20 protein-coding genes and 7 pseudogenes are annotated in these 21,432 nt (G+C 67.2%); 9 read left to right on the top strand and 18 right to left on the bottom strand.

Annotated features, from left to right (window positions below; genetic code table 11):
- Positions 1-8 precede the first annotated feature (8 nt).
- The 5 genes and pseudogenes from G6N20_RS01660 to G6N20_RS01645 all read right to left on the bottom strand — a co-directional run bounded on the left by G6N20_RS01660 (position 9) and on the right by G6N20_RS01645 (position 3,343).
- Positions 9-680, bottom strand: a complete 672-nt coding sequence (locus G6N20_RS01660) for a class I SAM-dependent methyltransferase (protein ID WP_142272088.1) — start codon at positions 678-680, stop codon at positions 9-11.
- Positions 661-1,299: a DedA family protein gene (locus G6N20_RS01655; protein WP_083049751.1), complete on the bottom strand. Its 639-nt coding sequence runs from the start codon at positions 1,297-1,299 to the stop codon at positions 661-663. Before G6N20_RS01655 ends, G6N20_RS01660 begins: the two co-directional genes overlap by 20 nt.
- A gap of 589 nt (positions 1,300-1,888) precedes the next feature.
- Positions 1,889-2,065: pseudogene (locus G6N20_RS20895) on the bottom strand (TIGR03085 family metal-binding protein); the annotation flags it as partial.
- A gap of 2 nt (positions 2,066-2,067) precedes the next feature.
- Positions 2,068-2,439: pseudogene (locus G6N20_RS01650) on the bottom strand (DUF222 domain-containing protein); the annotation flags it as partial.
- Between the two features lie 397 nt (positions 2,440-2,836).
- Positions 2,837-3,343 carry a DoxX family protein gene (locus G6N20_RS01645; protein WP_083049757.1) on the bottom strand — a complete coding sequence of 169 codons (507 nt, stop codon included), beginning with the start codon at positions 3,341-3,343 and terminating at the stop codon, positions 2,837-2,839.
- Between the two features lie 122 nt (positions 3,344-3,465).
- Between G6N20_RS01645 and G6N20_RS01640 the strand changes: the two genes are divergently transcribed.
- The 4 genes and pseudogenes from G6N20_RS01640 to G6N20_RS01625 form a co-directional block, all read left to right on the top strand.
- Positions 3,466-5,088: a pyruvate, phosphate dikinase gene (locus tag G6N20_RS01640; protein WP_083049780.1), complete on the top strand. Its 1,623-nt coding sequence runs from the start codon at positions 3,466-3,468 to the stop codon at positions 5,086-5,088.
- Positions 5,085-5,690 carry a winged helix DNA-binding protein gene (locus G6N20_RS01635; RefSeq protein WP_083049760.1) on the top strand — a complete coding sequence of 202 codons (606 nt, stop codon included), beginning with the start codon at positions 5,085-5,087 and terminating at the stop codon, positions 5,688-5,690. The genes G6N20_RS01640 and G6N20_RS01635 overlap by 4 nt, the downstream gene beginning before the upstream one ends.
- A gap of 27 nt (positions 5,691-5,717) precedes the next feature.
- A complete protein-coding gene (locus tag G6N20_RS01630) occupies positions 5,718-5,960 on the top strand; it encodes an antitoxin (RefSeq protein WP_083049763.1) in 243 nt (80 codons plus the stop codon).
- A gap of 9 nt (positions 5,961-5,969) precedes the next feature.
- Positions 5,970-6,059: pseudogene (locus G6N20_RS01625) on the top strand (VapC toxin family PIN domain ribonuclease); the annotation flags it as partial.
- A 75-nt stretch (positions 6,060-6,134) separates the two neighbouring features.
- On the opposite strand, the gene G6N20_RS01620 reads toward G6N20_RS01625, so the two are convergent.
- The 4 genes and pseudogenes from G6N20_RS01620 to G6N20_RS01605 form a co-directional block, all read right to left on the bottom strand.
- Positions 6,135-7,376 (bottom strand): WS/DGAT domain-containing protein, encoded by a 1,242-nt coding sequence (locus G6N20_RS01620; protein ID WP_142272089.1) that lies wholly within the window; start codon positions 7,374-7,376, stop codon positions 6,135-6,137.
- 5 nt (positions 7,377-7,381) lie between these two features.
- Positions 7,382-8,296 carry an alpha/beta fold hydrolase gene (locus G6N20_RS01615; RefSeq protein WP_083049769.1) on the bottom strand — a complete coding sequence of 305 codons (915 nt, stop codon included), beginning with the start codon at positions 8,294-8,296 and terminating at the stop codon, positions 7,382-7,384.
- Positions 8,297-8,461: 165 nt separating this feature from the next.
- Positions 8,462-10,112 (bottom strand): annotated as a pseudogene (gene tnpB / locus G6N20_RS01610) (IS607 family element RNA-guided endonuclease TnpB).
- Positions 10,109-10,690: an IS607 family transposase gene (locus G6N20_RS01605; protein ID WP_163663195.1), complete on the bottom strand. Its 582-nt coding sequence runs from the start codon at positions 10,688-10,690 to the stop codon at positions 10,109-10,111. The pseudogene tnpB and the gene G6N20_RS01605 overlap by 4 nt, the downstream one beginning before the upstream one ends.
- A 461-nt stretch (positions 10,691-11,151) precedes the next feature.
- Between G6N20_RS01605 and G6N20_RS22060 the strand changes: the two genes are divergently transcribed.
- Positions 11,152-11,304 carry a hypothetical protein gene (locus G6N20_RS22060; protein WP_372516310.1) on the top strand — a complete coding sequence of 51 codons (153 nt, stop codon included), beginning with the start codon at positions 11,152-11,154 and terminating at the stop codon, positions 11,302-11,304.
- Here the strand turns inward: G6N20_RS22060 and G6N20_RS01600 are convergent.
- The 3 genes and pseudogenes from G6N20_RS01600 to G6N20_RS01590 all read right to left on the bottom strand — a co-directional run.
- Positions 11,288-11,458 (bottom strand): annotated as a pseudogene (locus G6N20_RS01600) (VOC family protein); the annotation flags it as partial. The gene G6N20_RS22060 and the pseudogene G6N20_RS01600 sit on opposite strands and share 17 nt — an antisense overlap.
- Positions 11,459-11,590: 132 nt before the next feature.
- Entirely contained in the window at positions 11,591-12,613 is a 1,023-nt protein-coding gene (gene gnd, locus G6N20_RS01595) for a phosphogluconate dehydrogenase (NAD(+)-dependent, decarboxylating) (RefSeq protein WP_083051302.1), read from the bottom strand.
- 141 nt (positions 12,614-12,754) lie between these two features.
- A pseudogene (locus tag G6N20_RS01590) lies at positions 12,755-12,979 on the bottom strand (glucose-6-phosphate dehydrogenase); the annotation flags it as partial.
- A gap of 83 nt (positions 12,980-13,062) precedes the next feature.
- Between G6N20_RS01590 and G6N20_RS01585 the strand changes: the two are divergent.
- Positions 13,063-13,896 carry an adenylate/guanylate cyclase domain-containing protein gene (locus tag G6N20_RS01585; RefSeq protein ID WP_083051305.1) on the top strand — a complete coding sequence of 278 codons (834 nt, stop codon included), beginning with the start codon at positions 13,063-13,065 and terminating at the stop codon, positions 13,894-13,896.
- Here G6N20_RS01585 and G6N20_RS01580 read toward each other — a convergent pair.
- On the bottom strand, positions 13,848-14,057 hold the full coding sequence (locus tag G6N20_RS01580) for a hypothetical protein (protein WP_083051308.1): 210 nt from the start codon (positions 14,055-14,057) through the stop codon (positions 13,848-13,850). The genes G6N20_RS01585 and G6N20_RS01580 overlap by 49 nt on opposite strands.
- A gap of 32 nt (positions 14,058-14,089) precedes the next feature.
- Here G6N20_RS01580 and G6N20_RS01575 point away from each other — a divergent pair, with 32 nt between their 5' ends.
- Positions 14,090-14,785 carry a guanylate cyclase gene (locus G6N20_RS01575; RefSeq protein ID WP_083051310.1) on the top strand — a complete coding sequence of 232 codons (696 nt, stop codon included), beginning with the start codon at positions 14,090-14,092 and terminating at the stop codon, positions 14,783-14,785.
- Positions 14,786-14,937: 152 nt separating this feature from the next.
- On the top strand, positions 14,938-16,683 hold the full coding sequence (locus G6N20_RS01570) for a PE family protein (RefSeq protein ID WP_232065410.1): 1,746 nt from the start codon (positions 14,938-14,940) through the stop codon (positions 16,681-16,683).
- Between the two features lie 36 nt (positions 16,684-16,719).
- Here the strand turns inward: G6N20_RS01570 and G6N20_RS01565 are convergent, their stop codons facing one another.
- The 5 genes and pseudogenes from G6N20_RS01565 to ychF form a co-directional block, all read right to left on the bottom strand.
- Entirely contained in the window at positions 16,720-17,043 is a 324-nt protein-coding gene (locus G6N20_RS01565) for a putative quinol monooxygenase (protein WP_083051315.1), read from the bottom strand.
- A gap of 134 nt (positions 17,044-17,177) precedes the next feature.
- Positions 17,178-17,642, bottom strand: a pseudogene (locus G6N20_RS01560) (hypothetical protein); the annotation flags it as partial.
- A gap of 579 nt (positions 17,643-18,221) precedes the next feature.
- Positions 18,222-18,611, bottom strand: a complete 390-nt coding sequence (locus G6N20_RS01555; RefSeq protein WP_083051320.1) for a type II toxin-antitoxin system VapC family toxin — start codon at positions 18,609-18,611, stop codon at positions 18,222-18,224.
- Positions 18,608-18,802, bottom strand: coding sequence for a type II toxin-antitoxin system VapB family antitoxin (locus tag G6N20_RS01550; RefSeq protein ID WP_083051367.1), 195 nt, complete (start codon positions 18,800-18,802; stop codon positions 18,608-18,610). The genes G6N20_RS01555 and G6N20_RS01550 overlap by 4 nt, the downstream gene beginning before the upstream one ends.
- A gap of 207 nt (positions 18,803-19,009) precedes the next feature.
- The gene (gene ychF, locus G6N20_RS01545; protein ID WP_083051323.1) at positions 19,010-20,101 is read right to left on the bottom strand and encodes a redox-regulated ATPase YchF; all 1,092 of its coding nucleotides are present in this window, start codon (positions 20,099-20,101) and stop codon (positions 19,010-19,012) included.
- A 128-nt stretch (positions 20,102-20,229) separates the two neighbouring features.
- Here ychF and G6N20_RS01540 point away from each other — a divergent pair, with 128 nt between their 5' ends.
- Positions 20,230-21,432 carry a DUF6542 domain-containing protein gene (locus G6N20_RS01540; protein ID WP_179961505.1) on the top strand — a complete coding sequence of 401 codons (1,203 nt, stop codon included), beginning with the start codon at positions 20,230-20,232 and terminating at the stop codon, positions 21,430-21,432.

Raw genomic sequence — 21,432 nt, 5'->3', positions numbered from 1 at the left:
TGGCGGCTTCAGGCAGCCTGTTCGACTGGCACGGCATTCAGCGCCGTCAGGTGGTGCACCCAGGCGGGCGGCATGTTCTTGAAAACGCTGTCGCGCGTCACCTGATGCCTGCCCAGGTGCGACATCATCATGCTGTCAACCGCACGCACGCGACTGCGCGCGGTGCCTAGCGTCACGGTCTTGCGGATCGACCGCATGTACATGTACTCGACGTAGCTGAGGACACCCTCAGGCTTGAGCAGCGTGATGTAACAGGTGATGATCTCTTCCACCAGACTGCAAGAGAAGTTGCCGTGCGGCAGGCCAGAGATGATGAAATCGTACGGCGCCGCAGGCCTAAACTCTTGAAGCGGCAGTTCGTGGATCGTAGTAATGTCCTGGACGCCGCGCCAACGGGGATCGGTAGCGAAACGGTTCTTCAGGGTGCGAACGAAGGCACCATTGAGCTCGACCACGTCGAAGGTGTCGCGCGGCCGCAGGTGGTTCACGATCTGGTCGGTGAATGCGCCGGTTCCTGATCCGCAGTCCAGAACGCGAATCGGCACCGGACCACGCTGCGCAAGGGGCCGCGTGACAGCCCGTGCTAGGGACCGGCTGCTGGGGATGATCGCTCCGGTCGTCTCCCCTTGTCGGCAGAACTCACGGAAGAACAGTGTGGCGTCACGAAGCCTCTTGCTCATGGTGCGTATCTCCTGATCCTGGTAGGTTCAGCCTTAATTGCTGACGGCTTTTTTTCCAAATGAAGTAATATGCACTGGCCCCCGCGGCCACAATCGGCACAATTGCAGTGACAGCCCATTCCGATCTGTGAATCAAGACGCCGATCCATGCGGCGCCAAAATAGCTGGGCAGAAAGAACGCGCACACGGCCAATACGCCGCAAGCCCCGTCGCTCAAGACAAATCGCCGGAAGTCGATGCGCATGATCCCCATCGCCACATACAGCGGCGTCCGCAACCCGACCAGGAAGCGGGCCAACAGAAACACCCGCAGGCTGTGATGCTGCACCATGCCTTCCATGCGCTCGGCGCGATCGCCAGGAACGAGCCTGCAGAACCAACGGTGTTGCCGCAGATAGGTATGGCCGAACGTCCGTCCGATCCAGTACAGCGCGCAATCACCAATCAGAACGCCCGCCAGGCATACCGCCAGAGCCAGCCGCGGGTCGAGCCGAGCCACCGAGGGCGCGCTCAAAACGCCGGCGGCGGCAACCACGACTTCCTCGGGAACCGGCAATCCGGTAGCCGTCAGCACCGGCAGGGACAGATACGACCCGTGCGACAGAATGAATGTTTCCATGCGTCAGCCTATGGGCAGATTGACGAGCTGATTGTCAATGGTTCCGACAATGTGAATCGGTTCTCTTGCGCCATAGAAGAACCGGAAATTTCGGAATTGGTGTTACCCAAATAAGGGCGCACTTATCGTCAAGAGCACCGCAGAACATTGGACACTGTAGCGCCTTTGTTGTTTAGCCGATACCCGTGACATATCCACGGCAGTCGTACGGCTTGCGCCTCGCGATCCGAGTTGTCGCGGATTCCGTGCCCTCGCCGGGACATGTCGCAAGAGCGGATTCGCCCCGTCCCGGTTCGGGCGCGATGGATGGGGACACACCTGAGAACATAATCTATAGCAATAGTCGCACACAGCGACAGTCAACCACGGTTGACCATAGTCGCGCAACCCCCGAATTTGGGAGTTTTTGGAGGTCCAGATCAGCGCATGCCCCGCGGCGCGATCTTCACCACGTCGGTCGTCTACGACGAGCCCTTCTGGCGTGCCGACGCATTGTTCGCTGCCGTCACCGGCTCCTCGTAGAATCGCCGGCCCCGTCGGCGATGGACTCGCATGCCAAAGTGGGTGCGACGCACCGCCGCAACGGCCCCCGACTCAGAAAGTGGCTGCCGCGGCGAAGGTTTCGCCACAGGGCAGCATGCATGGCCGACGTGAGGCTGCGAGGCCCGCGTCCATTGGCCCGGCGAACATCCTCGTGGTGCACGAAGAACTCGTTGAGATTCGGGACGGAGCGGACCCAGCCAATCCGAAAGAACCCGATGGGCGGCCGCCCAGCCGCCCGGCGCGTTGGGCGGCGGCGCTGGCCGCCAACACCGGCGCCAGCGGCTGGCCGGTCAGCGCGCGCCGCGGCCCCAAATCGGCGGCCTCGGCGATGCGGCGGGGGGCCTCGGCGCGGCTGATCAGCGTCCACTCGGCGATCGCATGCGCCAGTTTGCCGCCCAACTCTTCGGTGCTGGCCTGACGGGCCAGCTGGTTGATCAGTGGATGCTCGGCGGCGGGCAGCCGGCGGCGCACCCGCTCCACCCGCTCTAGCAACACCAACCGCTCCTGGGTGCTCAACGCCTCACAATCCAACTCCAGCACGGCATCCACGCCGGCATCGAGGGCATCGAACGCCGCGGTGATCGCCTGCCGATCCATACGCCCAAACTATCGGAGGGCACCGACAAGACACCCCGCCCAGAGACCACTGAAACCAGAGTGACACAAGAGATTTCACGCCGACCGGTGTGGCCTTCACCGGCCGCGACACCACTCGGCCGATTTGTGTGCTTGGCGCGGCGACACCTGGTGCGCACGCCGCGACCCCCGCCGGCCAGTAGCGGTTGCCGACAACGATGTCCCACAGGACGTTCCACCCGGTTTCCCGGGGCCAGTGGGCCGGCAGGTGCAGCATCGCATCGGAGCGGCGAAGCGGGCCGATGCCCGTGACCAGATCACGGCGCACGGTGGCGCCACCCGCCACAGGCATGGTGACCGCCGGCGAGGGCGCCCGCGGCGCACCGCCGGCCATGCGCGCGCCCGCCGGGACCGCCATCTAGCCCGCTAGCCCCGGTGGCCGGTAAAAGATCAGCATTTGGCCGACGGCGCCGGCAAGGCCCAGCCCCACCGCGATCGACAACCCGCGCCAGCCGTTGTACCAGTTCTTTCCGAAGATCAGCCAATCCAGGCTGAGCTTCCCGGCGCCAATGATGGCCACCACGACGGCGCAGACCGCCAGCACCAGGTTGTACTCCCACCCTTTCTCGAAGATGAAGAAGCCGTTGGGTCGGTGCACCGTCCACGCCGCGACCAGCATCAGCGCCACAAAGCCCGCCGCCGGGATCGGCGTCAGCAGCCCGGCCGCCAGCCCCAGCCCGGCGGCCGTCTCGGTGCTGGCGGCCACGGTCGCGTGAAACGTGCCCGGCCTCATCCCGATGCTCTCGAACCAGCGCGCGGTGCCTGGTATCCGGCCACCGCCGAAAAATTTGTTCACACCATGCGCGGCGAGCGTGAGGCCCAGCACCAGCCGCAGCATGAGCAGGCCGACGTCATGCGGAGTCATGGCGTCCAAATTAGATCATCTCCACGCACTGCGACCGCAGCGGTGAGCCGCTGACCAACCCGACCCATGTGGGAACATAGCGGACGTTCCGGCGTTTGCCTGAAGGCAAAAGGGGGTGCACCATCAGTCGTAGCCCACGAGCCACCGGCTGCCCCGAAGGCGCACCCGCGAGCGACGTCGTTGCGCTGAACGGCGACGTGAACTACCCACGGGAGCTTCTGGGCAACAAGGGCCACGGCATCAACACGATGCGCCGCCACAAGTTGCCGGTGCCGCCCGCGTTCTGCATCACCACCGGGGTGGGCGTTCGCTACCTCATGGCGGCCGGGCCCACGCGGGAGGCGATCTGGAACGACGTGCTGGACCGGATGAGCTGGCTGGAGGCGGAAACCTCCCGCACGTTCGGCCGCGGCCCCCGCCCGCTTCTGGTCAGCGTGCGTTCGGGCGCCACCGAGTCGATGCCCGGCATGATGGACACGATCCTGGACGTGGGCATGACCGATGCCGTCGAACGGGCCCTCGCCGGGCAGGGCACTTCGGAGTTCGCCCGCGACACCCGCCGCCGGTTCACCCGCATGTATCGGCGCATCGTGGCCACCGACCCCCCCGACGACCCATGCGCGCAGTTGCGCGCGAGCATCGAGGCCGTCTTCGCCTCGTGGAATTCGCCTCGCGCCGTTGCCTATCGCGCCCATTACGGCCTCGACGACCAGGGCGGCACCGCGGTCGTGGTGCAGGCGATGGTATTTGGCAACAGGTGCGAGAACTCCGGGGCGGGGGTGCTGTCGTCGCGCAACCCGATAACCGGGGCCAACGAACCGTTCGGCGAGTGGCTACCCGGCGGCCAAGGCGACGACGTGGTGTCGGGATTGGTCGACGTCGAACCGATCACCGCCCTGCGTGGTGCACAGCCCGCCGTCTACCGCGAGCTAATGGCCGCCGCGCGCAGCCTGGAGCGCCTGGCCGGCGACGTCCAAGAGATCGAATTCACCGTCGAGAACGGCACGCTGTGGCTGCTGCAGACCCGGGCGGCGGAGCGGTCGGCCCAGGCCGCAATACGCCTGGCCCTGCAGTTGCGACGCGAAGGACTCATCGACGATGCCGAGACCGTGCGCCGGGTGACCCCGGCACACGTGCAGGCCTTGCTGATGCCGGCGCTGCAGCCGGAAACACGGTTAGCCGCACCACTTTTGGCCAAGGGCCTGCCCGCTTGCCCGGGCGTGGCATCCGGGACGGCGCACACCGAGGTGGACCGGGCGCTGGCCGCCGCGGACCGGGGCGAGCCGGTCATCTTGGTGCGCGACCACACCAGGCCCGAAGACGTCATCGGCATGCTGGCCGCCCAGGGCATTGTCACCGAGGTCGGGGGCGCCACCAGCCATGCGGCGGTGGTCAGCCGCGAACTGGGCCGAGTGGCCGTGGTGGGCTGCGGCCACGGGGTCGCGGCATCGCTGGCCGGCAAGCGGATCACCGTCGACGGTTACGAAGGCGAAGTGCGCCAAGGCATTTTGCCGTTGTCCGCGTGGTCCGAGAACGATACACCGGAGCTGCACGAGCTGGCCGCCATCGCGCGACGGGTCAGCCCGCTGCGGGCGCACACCAAAGGCGACTATCCGACCCTGGACGAGCATTCCGAGGCCGCGGTGCGTGCCGCGATGACCGCCGGGCACACCGACGTGGTGTCGGCCACCCCGCTGATCACCATGCTGACCGCACAACGTCTGGGCGGCGAGGCCACCGCGTGATCGAGTTGGCGGTGCTGCAGGCCGTCCGGCTCAAGGGCCGGGTGAGCCGCGCCGACCTGGCGCAAACGTTGGGCGAGGAGCTGGCCGCCATCATCGAGACCGTCGATCGGCTGACCGCGGCCGGCCTCCTGGTCGACGCCGCCACGCTGCGGATCAGCCCCAGCGGTCGCATCCGGCTGGGGGAGTTGCTTGCCCGGGAGCGCAGCCGCGCGGACCCGACCGTGCTGGCCGCCGTCTACCGCGATTTCCGCCGCGTCAACGCCGATTTCAAAAGACTGGTCACCGACTGGCAGCTCAAGGGCGGCAAGCCCAACACCCACGATGACGCCGACTATGATGCCGCCGTGCTGGCCCGCCTCGATGTGGTTCACCGACGGGTGGTGCCGATCATCGAAGCGGCCGCGACACAGCTGCCGCGGTTGAGCGCCTACCCGGCGAAATTGCGGGCGGCGCTGGACAAGGTCAAGGCCGGCGACATCGCCTGGCTGTCCCGGCCGCTCATCGACTCCTACCACACCGTGTGGTTCGAACTGCATGAGGAGCTGCTCGCGGCGGTTGGCCTGACCCGAGAGGAAGCGGCCAGATCCGGTGACGCCCAGTAGCGGGTCTGATGCACCAGCATCTGATGTATTCGCACCACCTTGTCTATTGACGATGACGTCCTACTGGCCGTTAAAGAGCGCGCTCGCAGGGAAAGCCGGACCGCGGGGGCGGTGCTGTCCGATCTCGCCCGTCAGGCGTTGACCCACCAATACGCCCCACCCGCCCCGGGCGCGCCTGACGCGTTCTTTGGCTTCGAGCCGCTTCCGCATCGCGGCGGCGCCGTCTCAAACGCACTGATCGATCGGCTTCGTGACGAACACGGCGGGTGATCGATGCGAGCCAACGGCGGCAGGTTTGTCACCTTCGACCATTCAATCGTGCTGAGCGCGGTTCCCGGTGCAAGGAAGCAGCATTTGGCGATCCTGTGAGCAGGCCCGCCCGCGATGACCCACGGCAAGCAGCGGCGATGGGAGGCTAAAGCCGCTGATGCCGAGTAGCTTTCGTTACAGCGCGGCGTCCAGCAGCCGCAGGTAGGCGTCAATGTCGGGCACGGCCGACTGTGCCGCGTGCACGCTGATCGCCACGGTGTCACCGATGCCGTGCACCCCGTGGGTCAGACCCATCACCGGCGAGAGCGCCGGATACCCGGCCGTCAGCACCACCGGGGCATCCCCGAAACTCAGATCGGCGGCCCCGCGGTAGACACTGGACACCACGGTGTTGCCGGCCACCCGCTCCGGCCGCGCCTCGGCGTCGAACTGCCAGACGCCGAGGCGCAGCAGCGCCGCGGGCACCGCCGCGAAGGCCCGGCTGGCCGAGCGCATCGCGGGATGTTCCAAACGGCGGCGCGCGTTGGCCAGGTCGGTCACGATCCGCCGCACCCGGTCGTCGGGCCGCAGCTGCGGGTACAGCCCCACAACCACGTTGCCGAAGTGGTTATGCGCCTGTGGCACACCAGGTTTGGCCATGGGCACCTCTGCGCCCAGAGTATCGACGGCCCGGCCGAGCAGGCCGGACAGCGCCGTGGACACCGCGGCCAGCACCGTGACGGTGACCGTGGGGCCGGCCAGCTGCGAGCGCCGCCGCACCAGGGTGCGCACCATGCGGACGCCTTCGGGTCGGGCGTTCGTGGGCAGCGGCGGCCGCGTTCCGACGCCCGGCGCCACCAGCCCGGCAGCGGTATCGCGAACCAGCTGGCGGTGCGCACGTGCCGCCTCGACGGCCCGGCACGGTAGGAAACCCGTTCGCGGCCGGGCTATCTCGGGCACTCGTGCCGGCCGGCCGAAGAGCCATGCGGCCATCGCCGACGCGCGAGCCCCGTCGCCCAACGCGTGCGCCACCTGCAAGACGGCGACAGTGCCGGGCCCGGGTAAGCCCGGGATGCCGGATACCGGGGTGAATACGTGTAGCCGCCAAGGCATCCGGCGAACGTTCAGTTGGTCGCGTGCCAGCTCGGCCACCGCCGCCAGGCAGCCGCGCCAGCTGTCGTCGGTCAGGTGGTGGCGACGCACCCACTGGAGCCCGACGACCGTCGGCACCCACCACGGGTAGGCCAGGACGCATCCGTCGTCGGCCCGCGTGCTCAGGTCCGGGCACGCGCGGGCCCGGCGGCACACCTGCTCGACCGCATGGCCGATATCGGCGGGTGCACCGTCGAACGCATAGAGCAGGAACTGGTCGTTGGGGATCTTGGCCGACATCCAGAGGAACTGCGCGTCCACGGCCGCCATCCGGTGTGCCGGCACGGTCGTTAGCCCGACGAGTCCGGGGAGCCGATGAACGCCAACACCAGCTCGGCCACCCTGTCCGGTTGTTCGAGCTGCAGGAAATGGCCGGCGCGCTCCACGATCGCCAGGTCGCTGCCGGCGGGTAACACTCGTTTCGTCCAGTGTGTGAATGCCGGTGTGGCACAGCCATCGTCGTGACCGTGCAGGTACAAACTCGGCAGCCGTGGCGCCTGGGTCCACAGCCGATTCAACTCGGCATAGCGTGCCGGTGGCCGGGTGTTGCGTAGGGTGGCGCGGTAGGGCCCCAGCGCCGCCCGCCAGCTCTGCGGTGTGCCGATCGCGGCGTCGACGTGGCGCAGATCCTCCTGGGCGTGATAGCCGGGCGACCACCGCCGCCACAGCAGCGGCAGCACCCAGGAAGCGGATCGTTCCGGCAACCACGGCAACTGGAAATAGAGGATGTACCAGCTGCGCAGCAGCTGACGCGGCAGTTCGCGGAGCAACCGGGCACGCTCGGGTACGCGGCCCAGCGGGCGGAATGCCGCCGCCGGCGGCACCGACATGATCACCGCCTTGGTGAAGGGACTGTCGGGCATGGCGGCCAGGCCGGTGGCGGCGATCGCGCCCCAGTCGTGGCCGATCACCACGTCGCGATCGGTGCCAAGCGCCGCCGAACGCACCCGCAGGGCGTCGTCCATCAGAGCGCCAACGTGATAGCTGCCGTCGGCCGGAATCGACGACGGCGCATACCCGCGCATGAACGGTGCCACCACCCGCCAGCCGGCCTCGGCCAGCCGCGGAGCCAACTTGCGCCACCCGTAGGCGGTATCGGGAAAGCCGTGCAGGCATAACGCAATTGGGGCGTCGGCCGGCCCCCAGGTCAGGGCCATCAGGTCGCCGTTGGGACCTTTCACGTCGATCCAGCGTGGTTCAGGCATCGTGGTCTCTCATGTCAACCGTTGCGCTTGGGCGAACGTCTGTGAGTCTCATCCGGGCGCTCTCCGTGCGGAGTTCCTTGGTCGCGGGTGCCGCTCCGGTCTTGGCCACCGCTCGCGGCCTTCCCATGCATGCGCGGTGCCGTTGAGTGTGTTTTAGTGACACGCTCATGCGGCGTTCCCTTGCGGGGTTGGGGTTTTGGCCTCGCGGCGTCCGGCCCCGCATGGGCGGGGTCTTACGGATGCTCCGCCGGCACCGGATGTTCCGGTGTCCGCGCCATGGCCTGTACCAACCGATTCGGTTGGCCCGGGTACCGATGGGGCCGTGGTCCCGACTGGACCACAACTGGCGTAATCCGGCCAGTCACGGAGATTCAGCGCGGCGTTGCGATCGCGGTCGACGACATCGCCGGTGTGCGGACACACCAGCAACTTGTCGATGCGCCCTTTGCCGATCAGCCGGCACGGGGCGCCGTCCGGCGCGGTGCAGCCGTGATGGATCTGGCTGGACGCAAACCAGCGATCCGCCACCGTGAGCACCGCGCCGCAACGGGCGGTCTTGTAGGCCCACATCGGCCGGATCGCACCCATCGCCGCATCGCAGACGGCACGCCGATAGGCACGCCGGCCCATACTGCGTTTCATCGCGGCCACGTCGAGGTCTTCGACCACGAGGTGGCCATAGCGGCCCGCCAGCTCGGTGGTGAGCTGATGGGCGGCTTCTCGCCGCAGATTCACACACCGGCGATCCAGCCGGGTCAGCTTGGCTTTCGCTGCCCGATGGCCACGCGATCCGCGGATGCGGCGGGAAAGCTGGCGCCCGGCCCGCCGCCGCGCAGCAAGCGTGGCTTTCAGTGGGGCCGGATTCGGATACTCGGTAATGGTCTGCTCCCCGGTGCGGGTGTCGACGGTGGCCACCGTGGCCAACGTGCGCACCCCCAGATCGACACCGGCGCGCACCGTGGGCCGGGCCACCGTGCGCTCGGTGGCCGGGGTGCGCAGCGCGTAGCCGATAGAGACGAACAACCGGCCCCAGCGCGCCGAGAGCGTCATGTTCAGAATGCGGGCACGCCCGCTGGCCAGGTGGCGCTGCACACGGCGGGTGTTCTCCTTGGATCGCAGCCCGCCGATTACCGGCACGGTGATGGTGCGCCGATCGTCCTCAACGCGCATGGTTCCGGTGGTGAAGCGCACCCGGCCGGGGTCGCGGCGCGCGGATTTGAAGCGCAGAAACCCCACACGGCGACCTCGCCGTGTGCCGTTGCGGCTGGCCGACCAATTGTTCAGCGCCCGCGCCAGATCAGCCAGCCCCGACAAGTAGGCCTCCTTGGAATTGGCGGCCCACCACGGCGCGACCCCATCCTTGGCGCGGTTCCACGCCCACCGCAGTGCACCCAGATCCCAGCACAGCGACTGATGGCCCGGGTCAACAGCTTTAGCGCCCAGGTCGGCTTTCACTTTGGCCAGGCCCCAGTTAAACGCTTTACGTCGCGCGCCGAAATGCGAGCGCACCAACCCGCTCGATCCGGCTCGGCGGGCCACTCGACCTCGAACTTCGCCGCCGTCACCATCCACCCGGTGGACAACGGCGCGCCGGTGAACCCGTCGCGGCGTAGCCCTCGGCGTCACCATCGAACAGCTCGAACAGCACCGACACCGACTCCACTGCGCTGCGGTGCGCCTCAAAATCGGCACCCACATCGACATACCGCGACAACCTCGGCGCGCCATCGGGTTTCGGCTTACCCGCCAGATGCGCGCCGCCAGTGGCCGCGGCCACCTTTGCGGCCTGCGCCTGGGTGCGCATCCCGACGATCATGCGACCTCACCCGGGTTCCGTTTGGCCGCGGCAAGCGCGCATCGCGCGATTACGGCTCCGCGGCGCCCATAAAGCCGCGCACACATCGACGTGAGCACCTCGATCATGTCGCGCACCAGATCATCGGTGGTCTCGCCAGGATCGGCCACCACGATTCGGCGGCCCTGAGCCGCAAGCACCGCTTCGAGGTGCTCCACCCCGAAACGGGCCAACCGGTCACGATGCTCCACAACGATCACCTTCGCATCCGGGTCCGACAACATCCGGCGCAACTTCGGGCGTTTGCCATTCAGACCCGACCCGACCTCGGTAACGACCTGCCCCACCGTCAGATCCTGCTCGGTGGCCCACGCCCTCAACCGGGCCACCTGGCGATCCAAATCGGCGCGCTGATCATGGCTGGACACCCGGGCATAGATCACCACACCACCCGCCGCGGCATCGCCCGCCGGCGTCGTGCGCACCAGAATCAACCGACCCACCCGCTCGGCGGGCACCGGCAACGCCCCCTCCCGAAACCACCGATAGGCGGTATGCCGATTCACCCCCACCGACGCCGCCCAATCCGCCAAATTCACAGCACCCATTAGAACACACTAACGCACACTCAAATACACTCGACGCCCAACAGTTCGCCAACCCCCCAGGCGATCGGCGGTTGCGACGGTCCGGGCCGCCGTGTCCGGCAGCACTGCCGGCCATGGCCCTGGCCAGTCACGGCGATGCAGAGCAGCATTGCTATCCCGGCCGACCAGCTCACCGGAGACCACATGGGGTTGCACGCGGCGGGCGTTCTCCATAGACCGTAACCGGCGCCGTGATTGTGCGACGATCGGCATCCCGCCGCATGGCGCCGGTGGTGAACCGCACCCGCGCCCGCCTGCGCGCGACAACCGTGGCTGTCGCGCGGGGGCGGGCACATTGCCTGTCGGCGGTACCGGATACGCGGGGGGCAGATGAGCAAGCTGCGACACCTGGAGCGGCATAGGTGCTGAAATCGGACACCTCACCTCGCGGACAGCTGCTTCACCGAGTTCCGGTGGCGACCATGGCGGAGTCGTCGCCGGCTGCGAGAACCGGCTCACCGAGTGATCAGACCGAGGATTCCACCGCGTTCTCCAACTCGGCGATGACCAGCTTGCGCACGCCGAGCATCGCCATGGTGGCCGCGGCGGCACGCGCGCGCCGCTGACCACCGCGCCCGGTTCGCCCGGTCCCGCCTCGGTGTAGCGGGTCAAACCTTCGATGACCGAGTTCGGGAACACCGAGGTGTAGAACTCGGCGGCCTCCTGCAGGTTGTGGTCGAACCACAGTGAGGGCGTGATCGATGGTCCGGTCGCGTACATGGCGCCTCCGGCGGTCGGGGTCTGCATGGTGCTAGACCCGGACGGCGTGAAGAACTCACCGCAAGCGGCGGGCACCGGTCGCCTCCGGCGCAGTGGATCGGCGGCCAACCTGAAACGGATGCCGCCGCCGGGTCAGTTGGCTGGTTTCTCGGCGTGGCCACCGAACTGTTTGCGCATCGCGGAGAGCGCCTTGTTGGCGAAGTCATCGAAGTCACGCGAGGCGAACCGGGACTGCAGCGCCGTGGTGAGCACCGGGGTGGGAACACCCTCGTCGATCGCCGCGATGGAGGTCCAGCGGCCCTCCCCCGAATCCGAGACCCGCCCAGCGAACTCGGTCAGGTTGGGCGATTCGTGTAGTGCGATCGCGGTCAGATCGAGCAACCATGAGCCAATCACGCTGCCCCGTCGCCACACTTCGGCGATCTCAGGGATGTCCAGATGGTACTGGTAGAACTCGGGGTTGGCTAATGGCGCCGTTTCCGCGTCGCCCGGTCGTACCCGGGTGCCGACGTCGGCGTTGCGCAGAACGTTCAATCCCTCGGCGAGCGAAGCCATCATCCCGTACTCGATGCCGTTGTGCACCATCTTCACGAAGTGCCCCGCCCCGGCTGGCCCGCAGTACAAGTAGCCCCGCTCCGACTGCGCGACCGCACCCTCGCGGCCCGGCGTACGCGGCGCCGCGTCCACCCCGGGTGCGGCGGTGGCAAAGATCGGCTCCGCGTGCGTGAACGCGTCCCGGTCGCCGCCGATCATCAAGCAGTAGCCGCGCTCCCGGCCCCACACACCACCGCTGGTACCGCAGTCCAGCAGATGAATTCCCTTTTCCGCCAAGAGCTTTGCATGCTTGATGTCATCGCGGTAATAGGAGTTGCCGCCGTCGATCACGATGTCGCCGGAATCGAGCGTGGTGGCCAACTCGTCGATCACCCCGGTGGTGATGTCCCCCGCGGGCACCATCACCCACACCACACGCGGTGGGGTGAGCCGCCGGTGCAGTTCACGCAGCGAGGACACCGCGGTGGTGCGGTGCACGCCGGCCATCGCCGTGACCGCGTCCGGGTTGTGGTCGTAGACCACGCACTCGTGTCCACCGTCGACCAGGCGGCGGACGATGTTCGCGCCCATCCGGCCCAGACCGATCATCCCTAGCTGCATGGTTTTTGGCCTCCTTGCCGTCCTGCCTGAGCGCGCCGGGGTAGCCACGGCTGCTGCCAACCGCGGTGACCGCGCGGCAACGACCGCTTGGCTTCCGGGCCCCTGGAACCTCGCTGGTACCGATGGATTTCACCGGGGTACAAACACCACGTCATCGATCTGCTCGTTGCGACCGATGGCCTCCCGCGCCCGCTCGACCAACTGCACCACCGACGTGTCGTCGCTAGCCACCCCCGGGATCGGGCAATCCAGCAACCCGTGGCGCTCCAGCCGGTACAACGCGCGGAAGGTCATCTTGCGGGCCAGATCACCACTAATCCCGAAGATCACCAACAGGTCCGACGCGCCACCTCCGTCGTCACCCAATCCCCACCTCCAAGACCGTTGGATGCCAACCCTAGACACTGCGCAGAGGGCCGACAAGCGGCCGTCATCACGGTCTTGGCAGGATGCCTGCCATGGGCGCTGCAGCGCACATCGCGGTTTCCCTGCTGGCCGCGATCGCCGTCATCGAGGCCAGCGGACTCGTCATACTGTGGCGGCAACTGACCCGCAGTCGGCGGGAGGCCGAGGAGTTGCGGCAGCGCGCCGACGCCCGCAATTGGCTGCTCTCCGGTGGCCGCGAGGCCGTCAAGACGGTGTGGCAGACCGCGAACCTGGTGCGCACGGAGGGTTTCGGAGCCGCCGTGCGCAGCTCCATCGAGGACCTGGCCGACTGGGCCGAGGTGGAGCGGCCCGACCTGGCCAGGGTCACCCCGGACGGCCGGGTGGTGATCCTATTCTCCGACATCGAGGAGTCCACCGCCCTCAACGAGCGGATCGGCGATCGCGCGTGGGTCAAGCTGATTGGCGCACACGACAAATTGGTTCATGACCTCGTCGGGCGCTGGGCCGGGCACGTGGTCAAGAGTCAGGGCGACGGGTTCATGATCGCCTTCGCCCGCGCCGAACAGGCCGTGCGATGCGGCATCGACATCCAGCATGCGCTACGACGCCACGCAAAACGTAAGCGGCACCAGGAGATTCGAGTGCGGATCGGCATACACATGGGGCGTTCGGTGCGCCGCGGCGACGATCTGTTCGGCCGCAACGTCGCGCTGGCCGCCCGGGTGGCCGGCCAGGCCGCCGGCGGTGAGATCCTGGTCAGCGAACCGGTGCGCGACGCCGTGAGCGGCTGCGACGGCATCTGCTTCGACGACGGGCGCGAGGTCGAGTTGAAGGGCTTTTCCGGCAGCTATCGGTTGTACGCGGTCGACGCGGCACCCGGCCCCGGCCCGGTCTGATGGCCCGGCGCGTTGGATTCGGCCAACCGCTGGTGCAATCGGGCCCGGATCTCGTCGGCGGTGTAGGCACGACGCTTCCGTTGGTCGCGCACCACCAGCGCGCCGCCGGCGACCACCCCGGCGACCCCCGCCAGCCCGACCCACTTCCACACGTTGCGCACCCCGACAGGCTATCGCTGCATATGGTGCTGGGGTGGACTCGAGCACGCTGACCCTGGACCATGCGCTGAACGAAACCCGCACCGGCGACTTGTGGCTGTTTCGCGGCCGATCCCGTCCCGACCGCGCCATCCAGACCTTGACCAACGCCCCGGTGAACCACGTCGGCATGACGGTGGCCATCGACGACCTGCCGCCGTTGATCTGGCATGCCGAACTGGGCGACAAGCTCGTCGACATCTGGACCGGCACCCACCACCGCGGCGTGCAGCTCAACGACGCCCGGGCCGTGGTCGAGCAATGGACCCGCCGCTACCACCAGCGGTGCTGGCTGCGTCAGCTGACCCCGCACGCCAACCGGGAACAGGAGAACGAGCTGCTGCGGGTCATCGCGCGGATGGACGGCACCGCGTTCCCTACCACGGCTCGGCTAACGGGCCGGTGGCTGCGCGGCCGGTTCCCCACCGTCAACGACTGGATACGAGGAATCCCGTTGGTGGACAAGAAGGTTCGCGAGCAAACCCAGCGGCGCAAGGCCGAGCAACGCAAGATGGGCCTGGCGACGGCGTACTGTGCGGAAACGGTCGCCATCACCTACGAGGAAATGGGGTTGCTGGTCACCGACAAGGACGCGCACTGGTTCGACCCGGGCAAGTTCTGGAGCGGGGACACGCTGCCGCTGGCACCGGGTTATCGGCTGGGCACCGAGATCGCGGTGATCGTCGACTAGGGGATCCGAGCCAATCGCCGCAAACCTACCCCGGGAACCCCGAGGCCGGATATAACGGTCACAGACGAACCGCGGGGAAACGTCGGCGTCGTGTCGGTTCTGCCAGAAGGTTGCCGTCGGTGACATATCTGATTACCAGCCCAGCGACATTGATGACGGTTGCCGCCGACGTGGAAGAGATCGGCTCGACGATCCAGGCGGCCAGCGCGGCGGCCGGTGGGCACACAACGGCGGTCATGCAGATGGCCGCCGACGAGGTGTCGCTGGCCGTAGCGGCGCTGTTCTCCCAGCACGGCCGGCAGTTCCAGGAGCTCAGTGCCCAGGCCGCGGCGTTCCATGACGAGTTCGTGCGCGCCTTGAAGGCCGCCGCCGGTGCCTATGCGAGCAGCGAGGCCGCCAATGCCGCGCTCACCGGCCTCAACGGCGGGCGCATCGCCGCCGGTACCGCGAGCGCCTTGACGTCGACGGTTCGGCAGGCGGCAGCCGCGGCGGCGACGCAAACGGCGTTGGTCATGGGCTTTAGCAGCGTGCCGTTTCCCTCCACGAACTACCTCGAGTCCGTCAACAGCCTCTATATCCAGCCGAACCACCTGGGGGCGGTGACCCAAGCCCTTTATACGCCCGAGAACTTGTATCCAACTTCCGGCATCCTGAACATGACTTTCGACATGTCGGTGGCCCAAGGCGTCGCGATCCTGGATAACGCGATAAAGCAGCAGATCGCGCAGGGAAACGGCGTCGTCGTTTTCGGCTATTCCCAAAGCGCCACCATTTCGACGCTGGAAATGCGACAACTTGCCACCCTGCCCGCCGCCGAACGCCCCACCACCGACCAACTCTCTTTTGTGCTCGTCGCTAATCCCAATAATCCCAACGGCGGCCTGTTCGCACGCTTCGACGGAGCGCGCCTGCCGAGCCTGGGGGTGACATTTACCGGCGCCACTCCACACGACCTTTATCCGACCACAATCTATTCCAAGGAATATGACGGCTACGCCGACTTCCCGCGATACCCGCTCAATCTCGTGTCGACCCTCAACGCCCTGATGGGCATCGCCACCGAGCACGGCCACTACGCGGAATTTACCGACGCGCAGGTAGAGTCGGCCGTCCAGCTGCCCACGGTGGGCGACACGCTCACCACCTACTACCTGATCCCGACCGAGCATCTGCCGCTGTTGCAGCCGTTGCGCGCGATCCCGGTGGTGGGAACCCCGCTGGCCGATCTCGTCGAGCCGGCCACCAGGGTGATCGTCAACCTGGGCTATGGCGACCCCGATTATGGCTATTCGACCGGGCCGGCCAACGTGCCCACCAAGTTCGGGCTGTTCCCGGACATCTCCCCGGTCGAGGTCCTTGACGCGCTGGCGGTCGCTTCCCAGCAAGGCATCAACCAGGCGGGCGCCGACGTCGCGGTGATGCTGCCCAACCTGTGGTCAGACCTGACCAGCGGACCGTCGGTGCACCCGGTCACGGCGGTGAATTCGTTGGTGGCAACGGCCGCCGACACGATCAACAACTTCGACGCCACCGAATTACTCACCACCACGTCCGCTCGGTCCATCGTCAACAACCTCATCGACGGTATTCAGACGACGAACACCGACATTGTCGGAGCTTTTACCATTATCGCCGCTAACAATATTTCCATCATCCAGCCAACGGCGCACATCGCGCTGGCGCTCGCGCTTACTCTCCCGTCGTATAACCTCAATCTTTTCCTCGACGGAATCGCGGAGGCGGTCAACGGTAATCCGTACGGACTGGTCAACGCAATCGGTTATCCGCTCGCGGCCAGCACCACGCTCATCGCGTTGGCGGTCTTTATCGAGGGCGAGGCCGTCATTTATCACGTATTGTTGCCCAACATCGACGTGCTGTCGGGTCTGCTCACCTGACGCGGGTCAAGCGCGCCGCGCACCCGTGAATCGTGGCTAGTCGACCGACATCTCCGCCATGACCGACCACCCCGTCGCGTCGATCGTCTGGCTGATGATCTTGGGCGTGCACGACAGCGCCTGGGGCAGCCGCTGCATCGCCCGCTTGAAGTGATCGCTGTTGACGTGCAGGCTGCCCGCCTCGGCGTCACGGAAGGCTTCGACGAGGACATACTCCGCCGGGTCGTCCAGGCTGCGTGACCACTCGAACCACAGGTTCCCCGGTTCGGCGCGGGTGGCGGCGGTGAACTCGGCGACGAGCTCCGGCCAGCGCTCGGTCCACTCGGGCTTGGTTGCGAACTTGACGACGATGAAGATCATTGCCGGTCAGGATACGTGATTCGGCAGGTCGCCGCGCGCGCTCGCCGGCGTGGCGTTTCGGGTTATCCGGATACCGGTCGCAGAATGACTCTGTTGCGCACCGGCATCGCGATTTGTTACGTATTTGCAATTTCGGGATCGGGCGCCGGTATTTCTGGCGCCGGCCCCGCGTCAACCATGACGGCGGGCGCATCCGGCGGTGGTGGCGCATCGCCGTCGACCATGCCGACATCTATCGGCAGATACATGTGATGAGTGAATTGCGGCTGGTAGGCGCCCCCACCGCCGATGCGCACCCCACCGCCTTCACCGCTGGCAACGGGGGTGCCATCGGGCAAGGTCACCGCCGTGTGGCGGCCATTCCAGCCGATCACCAAGGCGTTGGGAGCCGTCCCGTATTGAAAACCGCGAGCCACCAAAGCGGCTTCCTCGTTCCCGGTGTTAAACCGGTCCCCGAAAACCGGCCGATCGGTGGCCGCATTCGACACCCACGAAGCCAGCCCTGAACAGTCGGTCCCGGCCGGAGAATCTCCGCCCGGAATATACGGAGTCCCGGCGACCTGATTGATAAGCGTCAACAGCGTTGCAAGAGCAATCATGCCCATGGAAGCTACCGACAATATCCATAGGAAATCAAAAATTGTGGCGCTTCTCACTCCCAATCAGATAATGCGCTGGCCCTCATATACTGCGGGGATGTAACGCGATAATCTGCATGCTGAAACGGAATCGTTTCTAATGCGTATAGCAAACGATATATAAATGGCGAAACTGGCCACGATCTAGCCGTTGACCTGTAGAAATCGGGCACCAACAGGACGGCATCAGACGAGGGTCCGCAACTGCGCTATTACCCATCCGAGCCGTACTGTGCGGACCCAAGAATGGATTTCGGGCCCGATTAATGCCCGGTTGGCGGTGCCCGGCGCGCCATTTGCGTGGCCCGCGACACATCCGCCGCCGCGTGAACGACTGCGTCACATCGTCACAGTCGAGGCGCTCTGTGCCTGGCCAACGCCGCGGCGAGCGGGGCGGCCTTCCGGCTTGCGGCTCAGTGCGTCCAGGGGTTGACGAGGGCCACGCCGTCGCGTCGAGGTCGGCGACGTTACGCGTGGCAAACGGTCATTCCATGCTCCAGCGCGGTCGCGGCGATGTAGGCATCGCGCTGGCCATCTCGATCACCCCCGTTGTCGGTATTTACCTTCATCGAACAACGGCACGCCGACGTCGGCACAGGCAGCCTTCAATCGCTTGTCTCGTGTCCACAGCCCCGCCCCGACAACCAGAGCCACCGAGCCGAGCAAATGCAGATCGACGGCGCTTAAACCACGCCCCCACAGCCGCCGCCGATCAATGAGATGCAGAACCTCGGGGTGGGTCACCGTCGGGAACTGGTAAAGGTTGGCCAGCAAGTCGAGCACGACATCACGTTGCCTGATCGAGCCGAGCGCCATCTCCTCGATGACCAGGGGATGACAGCCCGCATCGTCATCGCTTAACAGGTCGACGAGGCGCGATTCGCCGGCACGCAGATGGTCGATCCAGATCGCGGTGTCGACCAGAATCACCGCGCGGCTCTCCGTCGTGGAGCAGCCGTCGCCTGGGTGTCCGTTCCGCCGAGAGCCGCCAGCCGACGACCGCTCTCCACCCGGATCAGCGTCTGCAATCCCTGACGCAGCAGCGCGCCATTTTCGCTCACCCCGGTCAACTCGGCGGCCTTGGCCAACAGGGCGTCATCGATCGTGACCGTCGTCCTCATCTGCATCTCCTAGCGCATCATCTGATGCACTCTATGATGCCACCATGTCGCGTGCGGGTTCGACGATCGCCGGATCTGCAGTTGAGGCTCCCCAAGTCCAGGTGCGCAAGGTGTGCGTTCCCTGGTGTCTGACCCGCCTCACGCGTTGCGGCACGGCAGGGATATGCACGGTGCCCGCAGTGCCCGGTACGCGTGGGGCACAGCGAGCTATCGAGCCGGCCTTGTTGGTGCTCCAAACCGAAACTCCACCACGTCACCGTCGGCCATGACGTAGTCCTTGCCTTCCATCCGGACCTTGCCGGCCGCCCTGGCCGCGGCCATCGACCCGGCCGCGATCAGGTCGTGGTAGGACACGATCTCGGCCTTGATGAAGCCCTTCTCGAAGTCGCTGTGGATCACCCCGGCGGCCTGGGGCGCGGTGTCGCCCTGGTGGATGGTCCAGGCCCGGGCCTCCTTGGGACCTGCCGTCAGGAAGGTCTGCAGTTTGAGGGTGTGAAAGCCCGCGCGGGCCAGCGCATCGAGCCCCCGCTCGGGCTGCCCGATCGACGCCAGCAACTCGGTGGCCTCCTCGTCGTCGAGTTCGGCCAGCTCGGACTCGATGGCGGCGTCTAAGAAAACCGCGTCCGCCGGCGCCACCAGATCGCGCAGCTCGGCGATCCGGGCGGGGTCGGTCAACACCGCCTCGTCGGCGTTGAACACATAGAGAAACGGCTTGGTGGTCAACAGGTTCAGCTCGCGCAGCAGGGCGGCGTCCACGCCCGCGGCGAACAGCGTCCGCCCGCCGTCGAGCACCCGCTGGGCGGCCACCGCCGCCTCGTACACCGGTGTGCGCTCCTTGTTGGTGCGAGCCTCCTTCGCCAGTCTGGGCAGGGCGCGCTCCAGCGTTTGCAGGTCGGCCAAGATCAGCTCGGTCTCCACGACCTCGATGTCGGATCGCGGATTCACCTCGCCGCACACGTGCGCCACGTCGTCGTCGGCGAACACCCGTACCACCTGGCAAATGGCGTCGCATTCGCGGATGTGGGCCAAAAACTTGTTACCCAGCCCGGCCCCCTCGGACGCCCCCTTGACCAATCCCGCGATGTCCACGAACGTCACCGGCGCGGGAACGACGCGCGCCGAGCCGAACAGCTCCGCCAGCTTGTCCAGCCGCGGATCGGGCAGCGCGACGACCCCCTCGTTCGGTTCGATCGTGGCGAACGGGTAGTTGGCCGCCACCACGTTGTTTCGGGTCAACGCGTTGAAAAGCGTCGACTTGCCGACGTTGGGCAAACCCACGATCCCCAGGCTTAGGCTCACAGGAAGCCCAGTTTACGGCTCGGCAGCAATGCGGACCGGGGACCCACCCGGCCCGCCGATGATGGCACGCCCCAACCGCTGGCCGGGGATTTACCGGCCTTGCGGCCCAATACCGGTACGGTCAACATGTGTCAGCGCAGCGGGTGAGCCCAGCGGTGGAACCGAGGCACCGTTCGATTCTCCCCAACATCCCTGGTGTGCCCTGGTGGGCCGCGGTGCTCATGGCCACCGCAGCAACGGCCGTGGGCTATGCCCTCGATGCGGGTCACAAGGAGCTGACCCACGTGTTCGCGGGTCTCTACATCACCGGCTGCGTGGCAGCGGTGCTGGCGGTGCGGCAGGCGGCGGTGTTCACCGCCGTCATCCAGCCGCCGCTGATACTTTTCTGCGCGGTGCCGGGCGCCTACTGGCTTTTCCACGGCCGCAGGACGGGCAACCTCAGGGATCTGCTGATCAACTGCGGCTATCCACTGATCGAGCGGTTCCCGTTGATGCTGGGCACCGCCGGCGGTGTGCTGCTGATCGGCCTGATCAGGTGGTATTTCGGCGGGACGCACCGGTTGCCGGCGGCCCAGGCCGACGCCGAGCCCGGTGACACCGCCGACACCGCCGACCGAACGTCGGTGATCGGCGGTATCGCCGCAAAGTTGCGCTCCCTATGGGCCCGGGTTTTCGACGACACCACCGACCCGGCACCGGCCACCGGCTCCCCGCCCGCCCACGCGATCGGCCGGAGCGCGCGAACCGGCCGGCCGGCCGGTGGACGCCGCCCGGCCCGAACCCGCTCACGGCATGCCCGGCCGCCGCTGGACGCCCCGAGCGCGCCCACCGCCGACCGTGCGCGCCGCCAAGGTCGCCGCAACCCCGCGGCCGCGCGCGACGTCGACCCGGCCGACCCGCCTCGCCGGTCGCGTCGCCCGCGGCCGCCGGGCGATCCGGAGCTGCCTGCGCAGCCGCCACCGGACCCACGCGCGCGGCGCAACCCCTACGACCGGCCAGCGCCCGGCGGCAGCCGCTTCGACCCCTACCAGCGGCACCAACCACCCCAGCCGCCCCGGCCCGCCGACCCCTACGGCCGCCGTTACGGGGGCCCCTACCAGGCCGAGCCGCCCTACGAGCCGCCCTACGAGCCGCCCTATCAGCCCAGGCCACGGCGCCCCACGTCCACCGGGGCGAACACCGTCAACCCGACACACCACCCGATCTCGCGGGTCCGCTACCGCAATTCAGCTCCCAGCGACGAGCCGCGAGAGCAGCCGCCCGCCGATCGCCGCGGTCGCTCCCGGGCACCCCGCAATCCCCCGCCCGAGCCCTGGGACTACGACCATTGA

This window comes from Mycobacterium shinjukuense (assembly GCF_010730055.1).
GTDB classification, from domain to species: Bacteria; Actinomycetota; Actinomycetes; order Mycobacteriales; family Mycobacteriaceae; genus Mycobacterium; species Mycobacterium shinjukuense.
This window is presented reverse-complemented; position numbering and strand designations above follow the sequence as displayed.

What these genes read in the sequence shown, in the direction of transcription:
- G6N20_RS01660 (WP_142272088.1), bottom strand. Translation starts at nt 680, where the DNA reads ATGAGCAAGAGGCTTCGTGACGCCACACTGTTCTTCCGTGAGTTCTGC.
- G6N20_RS01655 (WP_083049751.1), bottom strand. Translation starts at nt 1,299, where the DNA reads ATGGAAACATTCATTCTGTCGCACGGGTCGTATCTGTCCCTGCCGGTG.
- G6N20_RS01645 (WP_083049757.1), bottom strand. Translation starts at nt 3,343, where the DNA reads ATGACTCCGCATGACGTCGGCCTGCTCATGCTGCGGCTGGTGCTGGGC.
- G6N20_RS01615 (WP_083049769.1), bottom strand. Translation starts at nt 8,296, where the DNA reads ATGCCTGAACCACGCTGGATCGACGTGAAAGGTCCCAACGGCGACCTG.
- gnd (WP_083051302.1), bottom strand. Translation starts at nt 12,613, where the DNA reads ATGCAGCTAGGGATGATCGGTCTGGGCCGGATGGGCGCGAACATCGTC.
- G6N20_RS01585 (WP_083051305.1), top strand. Translation starts at nt 13,063, where the DNA reads ATGCCTGCCATGGGCGCTGCAGCGCACATCGCGGTTTCCCTGCTGGCC.
- G6N20_RS01570 (WP_232065410.1), top strand. Translation starts at nt 14,938, where the DNA reads ATGACGGTTGCCGCCGACGTGGAAGAGATCGGCTCGACGATCCAGGCG.
- G6N20_RS01565 (WP_083051315.1), bottom strand. Translation starts at nt 17,043, where the DNA reads ATGATCTTCATCGTCGTCAAGTTCGCAACCAAGCCCGAGTGGACCGAG.
- G6N20_RS01550 (WP_083051367.1), bottom strand. Translation starts at nt 18,802, where the DNA reads ATGAGGACGACGGTCACGATCGATGACGCCCTGTTGGCCAAGGCCGCC.